The sequence below is a fragment of the Roseovarius sp. AK1035 genome, assembly GCF_003288315.1.
In the GTDB taxonomy this organism is placed as follows: domain Bacteria; phylum Pseudomonadota; class Alphaproteobacteria; order Rhodobacterales; family Rhodobacteraceae; genus Roseovarius; species Roseovarius mucosus_A.
Genome location: NZ_CP030099.1, coordinates 3,684,965 through 3,698,120, shown reverse-complemented (window position 1 = coordinate 3,698,120; position 13,156 = coordinate 3,684,965). Strand labels below are relative to the sequence as shown.

General features: G+C 59.9%; 13 protein-coding genes and 1 tRNA gene. 10 read left to right on the top strand and 4 right to left on the bottom strand.

Annotated features, from left to right (window positions below):
• The first annotated feature begins 109 nt into the window (after positions 1-109).
• The 6 genes from RAK1035_RS17660 (at position 110) to RAK1035_RS20710 (ending at position 5,325) form a co-directional block, all read left to right on the top strand.
• On the top strand, positions 110-1,516 hold the full coding sequence (locus tag RAK1035_RS17660; RefSeq protein WP_008282447.1) for a hypothetical protein: 1,407 nt from the start codon (positions 110-112) through the stop codon (positions 1,514-1,516).
• A 214-nt stretch (positions 1,517-1,730) separates the two neighbouring features.
• Positions 1,731-2,153, top strand: a complete 423-nt coding sequence (locus RAK1035_RS17655; RefSeq protein WP_157132425.1) for a hypothetical protein — start codon at positions 1,731-1,733, stop codon at positions 2,151-2,153.
• 455 nt (positions 2,154-2,608) lie between these two features.
• Complete coding sequence (locus RAK1035_RS17650; protein ID WP_008282445.1) at positions 2,609-3,130, top strand: hypothetical protein; 522 nt, start codon at positions 2,609-2,611, stop codon at positions 3,128-3,130.
• A 96-nt stretch (positions 3,131-3,226) separates the two neighbouring features.
• Positions 3,227-3,715, top strand: a complete 489-nt coding sequence (locus RAK1035_RS17645; protein ID WP_008282444.1) for a hypothetical protein — start codon at positions 3,227-3,229, stop codon at positions 3,713-3,715.
• 315 nt (positions 3,716-4,030) lie between these two features.
• Positions 4,031-4,285 carry a hypothetical protein gene (locus RAK1035_RS20275; protein ID WP_157132424.1) on the top strand — a complete coding sequence of 85 codons (255 nt, stop codon included), beginning with the start codon at positions 4,031-4,033 and terminating at the stop codon, positions 4,283-4,285.
• Positions 4,285-5,325, top strand: a complete 1,041-nt coding sequence (locus RAK1035_RS20710; RefSeq protein ID WP_008282442.1) for a tyrosine-type recombinase/integrase — start codon at positions 4,285-4,287, stop codon at positions 5,323-5,325. Before RAK1035_RS20275 ends, RAK1035_RS20710 begins: the two co-directional genes overlap by 1 nt.
• 55 nt (positions 5,326-5,380) lie before the next feature.
• On the opposite strand, the gene RAK1035_RS17635 is transcribed toward RAK1035_RS20710, so the two are convergent.
• Positions 5,381-5,457, bottom strand: a tRNA-Met gene (locus RAK1035_RS17635).
• Between the two features lie 103 nt (positions 5,458-5,560).
• On the opposite strand from RAK1035_RS17635, the gene RAK1035_RS17630 reads away from it, so the two are divergent.
• Complete coding sequence (locus RAK1035_RS17630; RefSeq protein ID WP_008282441.1) at positions 5,561-6,988, top strand: FAD-binding oxidoreductase; 1,428 nt, start codon at positions 5,561-5,563, stop codon at positions 6,986-6,988.
• A gap of 1 nt (position 6,989) precedes the next feature.
• Here RAK1035_RS17630 and hemC read toward each other — a convergent pair whose 3' ends face one another.
• Complete coding sequence (hemC, locus tag RAK1035_RS17625) at positions 6,990-7,937, bottom strand: hydroxymethylbilane synthase (RefSeq protein ID WP_008282440.1); 948 nt, start codon at positions 7,935-7,937, stop codon at positions 6,990-6,992.
• Positions 7,938-8,031: 94 nt separating this feature from the next.
• Between hemC and hemE the strand changes: the two genes are divergently transcribed.
• The gene (gene hemE / locus RAK1035_RS17620; RefSeq protein WP_008282439.1) at positions 8,032-9,066 is read left to right on the top strand and encodes a uroporphyrinogen decarboxylase; all 1,035 of its coding nucleotides are present in this window, start codon (positions 8,032-8,034) and stop codon (positions 9,064-9,066) included.
• A gap of 249 nt (positions 9,067-9,315) precedes the next feature.
• Positions 9,316-10,659 (top strand): dimethylsulfonioproprionate lyase DddP, encoded by a 1,344-nt coding sequence (gene dddP / locus RAK1035_RS17615; RefSeq protein WP_008282438.1) that lies wholly within the window; start codon positions 9,316-9,318, stop codon positions 10,657-10,659.
• Here the strand turns inward: dddP and RAK1035_RS17610 are convergent.
• Together RAK1035_RS17610 and RAK1035_RS17605 are read right to left on the bottom strand one after the other, a co-directional pair.
• On the bottom strand, positions 10,656-10,874 hold the full coding sequence (locus tag RAK1035_RS17610; RefSeq protein WP_037298511.1) for a hypothetical protein: 219 nt from the start codon (positions 10,872-10,874) through the stop codon (positions 10,656-10,658). The genes dddP and RAK1035_RS17610 overlap by 4 nt on opposite strands.
• An 80-nt stretch (positions 10,875-10,954) precedes the next feature.
• Positions 10,955-11,689, bottom strand: a complete 735-nt coding sequence (locus RAK1035_RS17605; RefSeq protein ID WP_008282436.1) for a GGDEF domain-containing protein — start codon at positions 11,687-11,689, stop codon at positions 10,955-10,957.
• A 191-nt stretch (positions 11,690-11,880) separates the two neighbouring features.
• On the opposite strand from RAK1035_RS17605, the gene RAK1035_RS17600 reads away from it, so the two are divergent.
• The gene (locus RAK1035_RS17600) at positions 11,881-13,101 is read left to right on the top strand and encodes a bifunctional alpha/beta hydrolase/OsmC family protein (protein ID WP_008282435.1); all 1,221 of its coding nucleotides are present in this window, start codon (positions 11,881-11,883) and stop codon (positions 13,099-13,101) included.
• The last annotated feature ends 55 nt before the right edge of the window (positions 13,102-13,156 follow it).

Here is a 13,156-nt window from a genome sequence, read left to right as displayed (position 1 = left end):
GATCGTAAAAGCTATACATGGTGATTTCCACGACGTCGCTTGATCCTCAAGTCGGACCCTTGCCGCCTGATACTTCTGCAGGCAAAAGAGCCTTTAAACCTGTGGAGCCGTGGGATTGGTCAAGGAAATGCGCAGGCATGTCGATCTTCTGACGGGCATCTTGCTGGTCGGGATTACATGTCTTGTGATCTTTCACGAATGGCATGTCGCGGAATGGATGGCTCCGGTGAAGCCGGTGCTGGTGGTGTTGACCATCACCATTCTCGCGGCGCAGGAGCGTCTTGCGCGCAAGGCGTTTGTCGCGGTTGCCCTCGGCCTGACCTTGGCGCTGGCTCTCAGCGCGTCTGACTGGCAGGAGGCGGTTCTGGATGGATTACGCTCAGCGGCGTTCATCGCAGCGTTCTTCTCGGCGCTGTCGACCTTGCGCAATGTTGCGCAAACCTCGCCTGCTGTGCAGGCGGCGGGCCGATTTCTTTCCGGTCAGCGGCCCGGTCGGCGCTATCTAGCGCTGACCCTCGGCGGACAAGGCTTCGCGTTGCTGCTCAATTATGGTGCGATCCAGCTGTTGGGCGCTCTGGCGTTGGCGAATGCAGGTTCCGAGCCTAATGCCGAGGTGCGTGGCCACCGCATTCGTCGCATGCTTCTGGCGATTCAGCGGGCATTTGTATCGACCCTCCCCTGGTCGCCCTTGTCCTTTGCCATGGCGATTTCGGTGAGTGTCGTTCCTGGCACGAGTTGGGCACAGGCGATGGTGCCAGGGCTCATCTCCTCGGTGCTGCTGGCCGGGGTTGGCTGGGGACTGGACACCGCGTTCAAGCCAAGTCTGAGCGTGACGCCACAACGCCAGGAGCCAGAGGGTTCTTGGGCCCTCATGTTGCCGCTGCTGGCGTTACTAGGGATCCTTGTGATCAGTGTGATCATTCTGTCTGCGATTACGGACGTGCGGATCGTTGGGCTAGTCGTTGTCATTGTGCCGGGGATCGCACTGGTGTGGATGATCATCCAGCACTGGGCGCACGCACCTGTTCGATCGGTGGTGCGGCGGGTCGGCGATTACGTGTTCAAGGAACTACCGGGATATCGTGGAGAACTCACGCTGCTTATGATGGCAGGGTACATTGGCACTGTAGGGTCAGCCTTGTTGGGGCCGTTGATGCAACGCGCGGGGCTAGATCTATCGGTGCTTCCGCCCTGGGTGATCCTCGTGGCCTTTGTCTGGATCATCCCGTTGGCGGGGCAGCTCGGGATGAATCCGATTCTTGCGGTGACGCTGATCGCGCCGCTCATTCCAGGCGCCGACAGTTTGGGCGTAACGCCGACGGCCATCGTCGTGGCACTGGTCGCCGGCTGGGCGCTGAGCGGGGCAAGTTCGCCCTTCACCGCGACAACGCTGCTGATCGGGTCTTTCGCGGGCATCAGCGCGCTGCGCGTCGGATGGGTGTGGAACGGCGTCTACACCCTGCTCTGCGGTGTGGTCCTGTCGATCTGGGTGCTGCTTTACGCCTTCGTGCTGTGACGGTCCAACTCGGCGTCATTGGTCAGGCGAGATGGGCAGGCGATAGACATGGGGACGCAGCCCGGATTTGTGAGCTGTGCCGGGTCATGCAGGTCTGGCACCGCGGTTCGGCCGTGTTGTCGGCGTTGTGAAGCAGCCCGTCGAGGGTATATCATCCCGAGCTGAATGCCTCTGCGGACCCGGCTGTGTGTTCGTCCGATCAAGGAAATCCATTGTGAAACCTATGACGCCCCTCGCAGTTCTTGTGCTGCTTGCCAGCCCGGCATTTGCTGAAACGTGGCGGTGCGAGGTGCCCTATGACGAGGTCAACGGTGGCGGCCGTGTCACCATCGAGGACGACCGACTGGTCTTCGTGTCGAACTGGCCGCATCGTGACCCCGAGACTCTGAAATGCACCAAGAGCGGTCTGACAAGTGAATGCATGTCGGCGGATCTTGCCACGAATAGGAATGGCGGCGCGTCCGTATTCGCTAAGCTCTTTTCCATCGTCTGGGAGAAGGACGGTGGCCCTCCGACGGTGATCACAACACGGCAGCTTTCCGCGATCTTCCACGCCCATGAAAACGGCTATGCGACCGCCGAGGCATTTCCCTCAATCGGTTACCGGTTTCCCGTGACCGACTGCAAGGCAGACTGATCGGACGAAGGAAGGCAAACTTGTGCTGCATCCCCATCTTTATCCTCGCAGACAGTAGGGCAGGTCGGACAGTCGGGCATTGGGTGCGTGTCCGACGGTCCAAACGCCCGACACGGAGAATATGGAACGGCATCTGACTATGCTCTGTCGTGTCAAGCTGGCGCTCTAGGTCGTGCTTTACGCATACGCCATTTGACGCTCCAATGACGGCGGCGGCTCTGTCGCTGATGATCTCAAGGCGCAGCTGGCTGTGTCCTTGTATCTATCGAACTCGAATCGGTGTCTGAAGTGCCCGTTCTCGGTCTGTCGGGGGCAGAGGCGGGGACGGTCTTCAATAAGAATCGTGTGATCTAGGAAATCGGACGAATTTACGAGCGGGCGATAAATTGGTGTTGACAATAGTAACGGTAATGCGTTACTAAATGTGTATAGAGTAGCAGAGCTAGGATAGAGAAATGGCACTTACACCCGCTGAAAAGCAAAAGGCGTATCGGGACCGCAAAAGGCTGGAGAAACGAGATCAAGCGGACGTGGCCCGCCAATTACTAAAGACTCCTTTCAGCGACTGGATACAGTCGGACACATGCTACTCTGACTTTCTGACGCCGTTTGAGCTGATCGGCTTGAACCCTCCAATGTTTGACGATGAGCGCGGTCCAGAGGAGTTGATGATAGATGGCGCAAGCGAAGAGGACGATCCGTTCCCTGGAGCCAAAGGGGCGGTAGGACGCGCCGAGGTGATTGTTGATTACCTGCTGGACGCCGCGTGGTCACTGGCCGATGCGCTCAATCGTTACAAGCGTGAGGAAATTGAAGCCCGGCTTGCCGAGTTGGAAAACTCGGATGACGCAGATACCGCTACCGCTACCGCTACCGCCACAGTCATCAAGGAAGCGGTGCGGCTCAGCAAGATACTGGACCAGCTTAATAAGCGGGTTCGAAGGGACTTCCCTCAGTGGAAGGTAACGGGCGTTTAACGTCCGTATTAGCAGCCTGATCTGGCAATCAAAATCTGACCTTCGATGCCAGATCAGGCTACATTTCTGAAATGTCTCAAGCAGAGGAGAGACACTATGCTGGATGGTATCACAAATACCCAGAACTTCAACTTTCGCGATTACATGGCTATGCCGTCCGGCACGGATTTTGAATGCTTCTTGGGCACTCTTAACGATCATGGAATTAGCGTAGACCTCAAAACCGACAGTTTCTTCGAAGACGAAGAAAATGCACTGTTCAATATGAGTGAATTAGGTGGCCATCTTGAATTTTTCGCTCGTTTCTTGCAGGCCAAGGCCAAGGGATTTGAGGCGCTGCGCGATGAGGGAGTTGCTGCTATCTTCGCGACATCCGAGTATTCAGCGCCCGTGAGTATCAGTTCTTCTGGTGGATGTGACATCAGTGGTTCTTGGTGTCGTAAGGATGGCGTGCTTTACATCGTCCATAACGATATGATCGACACGCATGCAGCAAGCGCCGCACGGACAATGCGCGGCCGAAACAAGGCGGATCAGCAAACCGCCGCGTTTTGGATGAAAGAGATGGCTGAGAGAAAGATCTAGGCACAGCGCGAAGCCGCCTAATGATCACCAAAACAATAAGCCCGCCGGTGCCAGCTGGCGGGTTTATACTTTTTCGCACACTTTACCGCTAATCGCAGAGCGTCGACTGCGACATCTCATGCCGCTGCGTCACCTCAGCCAGCGTCACACCATCGCGATGGCTTTCTTCGACTATCCGGACCATCTCCTCCCTCGCGATAAAGGTTTCATGCGAAACGCAAACCTCACGCTCGCGCTACTGCTCGCTCGAGATCAAAATTCTAATATTGAAATAAATATCACGTAAATGTGATTAATGTGTCAGAAGTCCGATCGTTGAACCGCTATTACAAAGCTATGGACGCGAGGTGCATTATGGAAAAACGGAAAAGTAGCTTCACCGTTAGCGATGTGAAAAGAGCCGTGGCAGCTGTTTCAAGCTCGGGACTGACGGTGTTTGGGGTGACTATCAGCAACGACGGAAGCATAAGGATTGATACGGCAGCCAATGACGGCGGGCGTGTTTCCGATACTGGCTCGAGTTCTTTCGATCAGTGGAAATCGAAGCGTGCAGCTTGGGGCGAAGACTGATGCGTGTCCATTTAAAGGGCATTAACTCCATCCGTAAGAAGCTCTCAGATGGTTCCGTGCGCGTTTACTATTATGCTTGGAAGGGTGGCCCACGTTTGCCTGGGAAACCCGGAGATCCTGAGTTTGTGGACGCCTATCACACAGCTGTTCAAACGCGGCGCTCACAGCAAGAAGGCACTTTGCAGGCCATTCTTAACGCTTACCAGGAAAGTCAGAGGTTTCTGGACCTTGCTCCGCGAACTCAGAGGGATTACGCGCGCCATATTCGCAAGATCGAGGGGGAGTATCATGACTTCCCTCTCTCGGCCCTTTTGGAGCGAGCTGCGCGAGGCGAATTCCTGTCATGGCGGGATAGGATGGCGAAGACATCTCGACGCCAAGCTGACTATACTTACTCTGTGCTGGCTCTGATAATCGCTTGGGCGTATGATCGAGGCCTCGTGCCTTCAAACCCGTGCGAGCGCCCCGGCAAAGTCTACAGGTCCGAGAGGATCGACAGTGTCTGGACGTCAGAGGATGAAGCCGCGTTTCTGAAGGTTGCCCCCTCACATATCGGCCTTGCCTTTATGCTCGCGCTCTGGACTGGCCAGCGCCAAGGCGATCTGCTGCGTTTGTCCTGGTCTGCATATGATGGCGAGAGGATTCGCCTTCGGCAGCGTAAGACCGGTGCTCGTGTGGAGATTCCCGTTGGTAAGCCGTTGCGGGCTATGCTGGACCAGACATCGAGAAGCGCGGTCACAATACTGGCGACGAGCAGGAAGACCTCATGGACGGAGTCAGGCTTCAGGGCGTCTTGGGGCAAAGCCTGCAAGAGAGCAGGGGTAGAGGACGTGACCTTTCACGATCTTCGCGGCACCGCAGTAACTAGGCTGGCCGTAGCGGGCTGCAGTGTCCCCGAGATCGCGGCTATTACCGGGCATAGCCTGAAGCAGGTCACCGCAATCCTCGATGCGCACTATCTCAGCCGGGATTCGAAGCTTGGAATTTCAGCGATCCAAAAGCTCGAAGAGCACGAAAAAAGAACAAAATCTCCCAACTGATCTCCCAACTCAGGGAAAGCGTCGAGTTACCTGCTGCATAAGTGCTTGGAAATTATGGTAGCGGAGGAGGGACTCGAACCCCCGACACGCGGATTATGATTCCGCTGCTCTAACCAACTGAGCTACTCCGCCAAACCGTGCGGCTAGGTAAGACAGCCCGCGCCAAGCGTCAAGGGCGAAAATGCCGGGATTGGCGCACTTGTAGAGGGGCGGTCTTTGTTTCATCATCCTTGCCATGACAGGTAGTAACCCCGCAATTCTGAACGAGATCACCGCGATCGTTGGCCCGGCGCATGTGGCAACCGGCGCAGAGGCCGCGCGGTGGTCGCAGGATTGGCCGGGGCTGACCCAGTGGAGCCCTCTGGCGGTGGTGCGGCCCGCCACGACGGGCGAGGTTGCGGCAGTGGTACGGCTGGCCAATGCGCGGCGCGTGCCGATTGTACCGGTGTCTGGCAATACCAACCTTGTCAAAGGAACGGTGGCAGACAGCGCGCTGATGCTGTCGTTGGACCGGATGTCGGCCATCCGCGAGATCCGTGCAGAGGCGCGCGTGGCGGTGGTGGAGGCCGGGGTGATCCTTGCGACGTTGCACGCGGCGGCGGCAGAGCAAGACCTGATTTTTCCGCTGAGTTTCGGGGCGCGCGGATCGGCGATGGTGGGCGGCGTGCTCTCGACCAATGCGGGCGGCTCGAATGTGCTGCGCTATGGCAATACACGCGATTTGTGTTTGGGACTGGAAGTGGTCACGCCCACTGGCGATGTGATGAATTTGATGAGTGCGCTCCACAAGAACAATTCGGGCTATGACCTGCGTCATCTGATGATCGGGGCCGAAGGCACGCTTGGAATTATCACGGCGGCGGTGCTGAAACTTTTTCCGCGCCCCAAGGCCTATGCGACGGCAATGGTGGCGGTGCCATCGGTTGGGGTGGCGTTGCGGCTGCTCAATCGGTTGCAAGATGAGACAGGCGGTGCGGTGGAGGCGTTTGAGTATATGCCGCGGTCGTTTTTGGCGGCGCTGTTGCAGCGGTTTCCACAGATGCGACCGCCGTTTGAAAAAGCCCATGATGTCAATGTCTTGGTCGAGTTAGGTGCGCGGGCACCGCGGGATGTGACACCGGATGCCGCAGGGGCTGTGCCAATTTGCGCGCATCTTGAGGCGGTTCTGGCGGGGTTTTACGACGAGGGGCTGATTCTCGATGCGGTCGTGGCGCAGAGCGAGGCGCAGCGCGCCGAAATCTGGGCCCGGCGCGAGGCCTCGGCGCAGATCTTGCGGGTGCGCAAACCGGTGGTCGAGAATGACATCGCTGTTGCAACGGACCGCATGGAAGAGCTGATCGCGCGCATTGAGAGTGTGAGCAAAGCCCTTGATCCCAATATAGAAAATACTGGCGTGGCGCATCTAGGGGATGGCAATCTGCACTATGTCGGCTGGCCCTCGCGGGATGATCCTGTGCTCTGCCGGGCGGTGCAAGAGGCGGTGGAGCGCGAAGTGATCGCCCTTGGCGGCAGTTTCTCGGCGGAACATGGCATTGGCCTGTCGAAACTGCCCGCAATGGCGAAGCACAAAGACCCCGCCGCCCTTGCAATGATGCGCGCAATCAAGGCGGCGGTGGATCCGAACGGGATCATGAATCCCGGAAAGCTAATTCCAGATCAATAGGTTAGCTGCGCCAATCAAAAAACCCCGGACCCGCCTGTGCAAGCAGTTTGGCGGCCATGGCGCGGCCAAGTTCGGCCCCATCCTCGATCGGGGCGGATTGATCGTCTGTCAGGCTCTCGCTGCCATCGGGGCGCAGGATTTCGCCGCGCAGGCGCAGGGTGCTGCCGTTGAGTTCTGCCAGACCGGCAATCGGCGTCTCGCAAGAACCATCAAGGGCAGCAAGAAAAGCCCGTTCAGAAACAAGGCGTTGGCCGGTTTCCTTGTGGTGAATGGCGGCCAGCATTTCGGCGGCGCGGGTATCATCGGCGCGGCGTTCGATGCCGATGGCACCCTGGGCCACAGCGGGCAACATCACGTCGGCGTCGATGGCGCAGGTGGCGACCTCGGAGCGGCCAAGACGATTGAGCCCCGCCATGGCAAGGAAGGTGCAGGCGGCCACTCCGTCCTCTAGTTTTTTCAATCTTGTCTGCACGTTACCGCGAAATTCGACGACCTCGAGATGCGGGTAGGCGACCAAAACTTGGGCTTTGCGCCGCAGGGACGAGGTGCCGACGAGGGAGCCTGCAGGCAAATCGGCCAAAGAGGCCACGGTGGGCGACACAAATGCATCGCGCACGTCCTCTCGGGGCAGGTAGGTGTCGAGCAAGAGGCCTTCGGGTTGCAGGACGGGCATGTCCTTCATCGAGTGGACGGCGATGTCGATGTCGCCGGTCAGCATCGCCTGTTCAATCTCTCGGGTGAACAGCCCTTTGCCGCCGATCTCCTTCAAGGGGCGGTCGATGATCTGATCGCCCGTTGTTTTTATAACAACGATTTCAAAGGCTTCTTCCGGCAGGTCAAAGGCTGCGCCAAGACGCGCGCGCGTCTCGAAGGCCTGCGCAAGCGCCAAGGGCGATCCGCGGGTGCCGATCTTGAGCGGGTGGGACGGGGTGGGCAAATCACGTGTCATGGCGCAGGTTTAGACGTGACAAAGCGACGTGGCAAGCGCCTGACGCTTGACATCTGGAAGTGTCAAGGCGACCACAGGCAAAACGGAGGATAAGATGCCCGCGCAAAAGACCATTCTGAGAGCCCTCGCAGGGGAAACCCTGCCCACACCACCGATTTGGATGATGCGGCAGGCGGGACGCTATTTGCCAGAGTATCGGGCGACACGGGAAGAGGCGGGCGATTTCCTTTCCTTGTGTTATAACAGTGACTTGGCGACCGAAGTTACATTGCAGCCGATCCGCAGATACGGGTTTGATGCAGCGATTCTGTTTGCCGATATTCTGCTTTTGCCACAGGCGCTTGGGGCGGATTTGTGGTTTGTCACGGGGGAAGGGCCGCGGCTCTCGACGATCACGGACCGGGCGGGATTGGAAAAGCTGAAGCCCGTGGCGGACATTCACGAAACATTAAATCCTGTGTATCAGACTGTGCGCAACCTTGCCGGGGCCTTGCCGAAGGAAACGACGCTGATCGGATTCGCGGGCGCGCCCTGGACGGTGGCGACCTATATGATCGCCGGGCGCGGTACCCCGGATCAGGGGCCTGCCCATGCGCTGAAGGCTGAAAACAAAGAGGTTTTTGAGGGGATCATCGAGCGGTTGACCGAGGGCACGATTGAATATCTCTCGGCCCAGATCGCGGCGGGCGCGGAGGTGATCAAGCTCTTTGACAGTTGGGCCGGGTCGCTGAAAGGTGACGATTTCGAAAACTATGCGGTCGCACCGGCCAAGCGGATCATTTCCGAGTTGAAAGCGCGGCATCCGGGGATTCCGATCATCGCCTTCCCACGGGAAGCGGGCGATAACTATCGGGGATTCCACGCGAAAACCGGGGCCGATTGTGTTGCGGTGGATGATTCGGTGAGCGCCCAATGGGCGGCGGAGAATGTGCAAAAAGACGGCTGCGTTCAGGGGAATCTCAAGTCTTCCCATATGGTTACGGGGGGGGAGGCGCTGGTGCGTGAGACCCGTGCCATTGTCGATGCTTTTGCCAAGGGGCCGCATATTTTCAACCTTGGTCATGGCATCACGCCCGATGCGAACCCCGACAATGTGCAGCTGATGATCGACACGGTGCGGGGCGGCTGACCTTACAAAACGTAAGGTTTGCACGGCGATTTTGTAAGCTCGCGGGCGGCGTGCCGGTTTTTTCCGGCGCGTGAACCTGATGTTAACCTTTGCCCGGCAGGGTGGGTGCATGAGGCCGCAGAGGAGCACGCCATGCCGATAACCCACCCACCACCCGGTTCTCGCACCAAATGCGACCATCGGCGATGTCGCCGCTGAGCGCGCCAAGGCGGGAGACCGGTCACAGTCTGAGGATCGGAGGACCTGCCGATGAACAGACATTACCGCGATACCCGCAAGATCGATCCAAGCCGTGGTCTGACGCTGGGCGATGGCACGCCCAATGACGCCGACCGGGTGGAGATTGGCCCCACACAGCTGGCATACGGCGAATGGGCTGCGGCGGGGCTGGAACTGCCGGACCTGCCGGCAATGCGGCAGTTTCGATGGGAGCGTCTGACGGCGGCGATTGGAGCGCGGGACTATGCGGGCCTGTTGATGTTCGATCCGCTCAATATCCGCTATGCGACCGACAGCACCAATATGCAGCTTTGGAACACGCATAACCCGTTTCGTGCCGTGCTGCTCTGTGCCGATGGCTATATGGTGATCTGGGATTATAAGAATTCGCCGTTCCTGTCGCGGTTCAATCCGCTGGTGCGCGAGGCGCGGTCGGGGGCGGATCTGTTCTATTTCGACCGGGGCGACAAGGTGGATGTGGCCGCTGATGTCTTTGCCCGCGATGTGGCGGCGCTGTTGGCGGAACATTGCCCCGGCAACCGGCGGCTGGCGGTGGATAAGGTGATGCTGCACGGGCTGCGCGCCTTGGAGGCGCAGGGGCTGACGATCATGGAAGGAGAGGAGGTCACGGAAAAGACCCGTGCCATCAAGGGACCGGATGAGATCAAGGCCATGCGCTGTGCGAGCCATGCCTGCGAGGCGGCGGTAGCGGAGATGGAGCGGTTTGCCCGCCGTGCGGTGCCGGGGGGCGGGGTCAGCGAGGATGACATCTGGGCGGTGCTGCATGCCGAGAATATCCGGCGCGGCGGTGAGTGGATCGAGACGCGCCTGTTGGCGAGTGGGCCGCGCACGAACCCGTGGTTTCAGGAATGTGGGCCGCGCATTGTGCAGAATAACGAGATCGTGGCCTTTGATACCGATCTGATCGGCAGTTACGGTATTTGTGTCGATATCAGCCGGACTTGGTGGATCGGCGATGCGCGCCCGCGCCCCGATATGGTGGCGGCCATGCAGCACGCGCATGAGCATATTCAGGCGAATATGGCGCTGCTGCGCCCCGGTGTGACGATCCCCGAATTGATCGCGGGCTGTCACCGGCTGGAGGAGAAGTATCAGGCGCAGAAATACGGCTGCATGATGCATGGCGTGGGTTTGTGCGATGAGTGGCCGCTGGTTGCCTATGCCGATAAGGCGGTGGCGGGTGCGTTCGATTACGCGCTGGAGCCGGGTATGGTGCTTTGTGTCGAGGCGTTGGTGAGCGAGGCGGGCAATGATTTCTCGATCAAGCTGGAGGATCAGGTTCTCATCACCGAGACTGGTTATGAGAACCTGACGCGCTATCCGTTCGATGCGGCATTGATGGGGGCCGCTTAACGCGGCTGTCCCGCGCCTGTCCAATGCGAGCGCATGACATTGCCGTGCCAGTCCTCGGGTATGGGGGGCTGGGCCGTGGTGTGTTCGGCTGGTGGCGCGGGGGCCAGAGCGGCGACGACCAAGGCGGCAAGCAGCAGGGTCACAATGGGGGCAAGCGCGGGGGCTTGCGGGGTGCGGGCTGGAGCTTTGGCGCTGTGGCAGAGATCTTGGGGCATGGTCCGATCCTTTTGGTTGGATGGCCCGAAGGTAATTGCACCGGATGAATTCTTAAAACGAATTTATGAGTGATATTAAATCACGTATTGTGATGGATTTGGATAGCCCTGGTCTGTCCGGGGCCTGCGTCAAGCGCCGGGTCGTGGAGGCAGGCGCGATCGCGCCCGGCGCCTTTGGCGCGGTAGAGGGCGCGGTCGGCCCGTTGCAGGCCCGCGTCGAGCGTGTCGCCCGGTAGGAGGGCCGCGACGCCGAAGCTGGCGGTCAGGGTCTGTGGGCCGGTGTCGAGAAAGACCGGGCCCTGCCGAATGCGGCGAGCCATGCGATTGGCGGCGCGCAGGGCATTGGCCGGGTTGGTCATTGGCATCAGGATCACGAATTCTTCGCCGCCCAAGCGTGCCACTAGATCGCCCGCGCGGCAATTTTCCCGCAGAAGCTGCGCAAAGTGGCGCAGGGCGAGATCGCCCGCCGCATGACCATGGCAATCATTGAAGCGTTTGAAATGGTCGATATCGGCCACGATCACGGCGCAGGGGCGCGCGGTGTCGCCCGGCACGCCGGCACGCAGGCTGGCGCGGCTTCGTACGCCGGTGAGAGAATCGTGGTGCAGCGCATGTTCGAGAGCCTGCGCGTGCCGCTGATTTGCCCGGAGACGCTGGCCCATGGCATAGGCGAGGGGGGCCGCGATCATCACGACCGTGAGCGCGCCGGGAAGCAGGGCAAGGTCCCGCAGCAGAGTGTCGACAATCAGCACGCCAAGGCAGATCAGCGCTGCGAAGCGCCGCACATCGCCCGCCGATTCGATCTGCCTGCGCATGGTCCCACCCTCCTCTGTGCATCCGAGGATCGCGCGCGCCGGTTAAGGAAGGGTTGGGGGCGGGCGGCGGAATAGGCCGGGTTTTAGGCAAATACCACAATGTCTCACCTTCGCGTGACATTGGGCGTGGCGGGGTGGCGATCCGTAGTTCGGGTACATAGTCTGGCGAGGTAGCACGCAGAGGATGTGAGATGCCCACCGAACGCCTGACGTTTCCCGGCCATGCAGGCCATGATCTTGTGGCGCGGCTTGACCTGCCGGAGGGGCCACATCTGGCGACGGCGCTTTTTGCGCATTGTTTCACCTGTTCCAAGGATATCCCGGCCGCGCGGCGGATTGCGGCACGGCTGGCGGGGGCGGGAATCGCGGTGTTGCGGTTTGATTTCACGGGTCTGGGGCATTCGGGGGGCGAGTTCGAGAACACGTCTTTTACGTCGAATGTTGTGGATCTGGAGCGGGCGGCAGAGGCCTTGGCAGAGCGCGGCATGGCGGTGAATGTGCTGATCGGGCACAGTTTGGGCGGCGCGGCGGTTCTGGCCGCTGCGGGGCGGATCAAGAGCGCGCGGGCGGTTGTGACGATTGGCGCGCCCTATGATCCGGGCCATGTGACGCAGAATTTCGGGGATGCTTTGGAGCGGATCGAGGCTGAGGGTGTGGCTGAGGTGCGGCTGGGCGGGCGCGGTATTCGCATTGGGCGCGGCTTTGTCGAGGATGTGCGGGCCGAGGTGCTTGGCCCGAAGATCACGGGACTACGCAAGGCGCTGTTGGTGTTGCACGCGCCACGGGATGCGGTCGTGGGGATCGAGAATGCCTCAGAGATTTTCCGGGCGGCGAAGCATCCCAAGAGTTTTGTCACGCTGGATGGGGCGGATCATCTGATTTCCCGCGCGGGGGATGCCGAATATGCGGCGGATGTGATTGCTGCCTGGGTGCCGCGCTATCTGGACATGCGCGTGCCTGCGCCGCCGCCCGGAGCCCCCGAAGGCGTGGTGCGGGTGAGTGAGGCAGATGCAGACGGGTTCTTGCAGGATGTCAACGCAGGCCCCGCGCATCATGTGCTGGCCGATGAGCCGGTGGCCTATGGCGGCACGGATCGGGGCATGTCGCCTTATGGGTTTCTGGCGGCGGGGCTTGGGTCTTGTACCTCGATGACGATTCGAATGTATGCGCGGCGCAAGGGCTGGCCGCTGGATCATGTGAGTGTCGATGTCTGCCATGACAAGGTGCATGCGCAGGATGCGGATGCGCGGGCCGAGGCCAAGGTGGATGTCTTTACGCGGGTAATCCGGCTGGAAGGGGATCTGAGTGCGGCGCAACGCGAGAAGCTGCGCGAGATCGCGGATAAATGCCCGGTGCATCGCACGCTGGAAAAGTCATCGCGCGTTGAGACGCGGGTGGTTGAGATCGGCTGAGACGTGCGCCCGTCGGTGTGGGCGAGATGGTCTGGCCTGTCACCTGTGGCCCCGC

Excerpts from the sequence above, each read along its gene's own strand:
- hemC (WP_008282440.1), bottom strand. The coding sequence starts at position 7,937 with ATGACACGTGATTTGCCCACCCCGTCCCACCCGCTCAAGATCGGCACC.
- RAK1035_RS20710 (WP_008282442.1), top strand. The coding sequence starts at position 4,285 with ATGCGTGTCCATTTAAAGGGCATTAACTCCATCCGTAAGAAGCTCTCA.
- RAK1035_RS17650 (WP_008282445.1), top strand. The coding sequence starts at position 2,609 with ATGGCACTTACACCCGCTGAAAAGCAAAAGGCGTATCGGGACCGCAAA.
- RAK1035_RS17645 (WP_008282444.1), top strand. The coding sequence starts at position 3,227 with ATGCTGGATGGTATCACAAATACCCAGAACTTCAACTTTCGCGATTAC.
- hemE (WP_008282439.1), top strand. The coding sequence starts at position 8,032 with ATGCCCGCGCAAAAGACCATTCTGAGAGCCCTCGCAGGGGAAACCCTG.
- RAK1035_RS17630 (WP_008282441.1), top strand. The coding sequence starts at position 5,561 with ATGACAGGTAGTAACCCCGCAATTCTGAACGAGATCACCGCGATCGTT.
- dddP (WP_008282438.1), top strand. The coding sequence starts at position 9,316 with ATGAACAGACATTACCGCGATACCCGCAAGATCGATCCAAGCCGTGGT.
- RAK1035_RS17600 (WP_008282435.1), top strand. The coding sequence starts at position 11,881 with ATGCCCACCGAACGCCTGACGTTTCCCGGCCATGCAGGCCATGATCTT.
- RAK1035_RS17605 (WP_008282436.1), bottom strand. The coding sequence starts at position 11,689 with ATGCGCAGGCAGATCGAATCGGCGGGCGATGTGCGGCGCTTCGCAGCG.
- RAK1035_RS17610 (WP_037298511.1), bottom strand. The coding sequence starts at position 10,874 with ATGCCCCAAGATCTCTGCCACAGCGCCAAAGCTCCAGCCCGCACCCCG.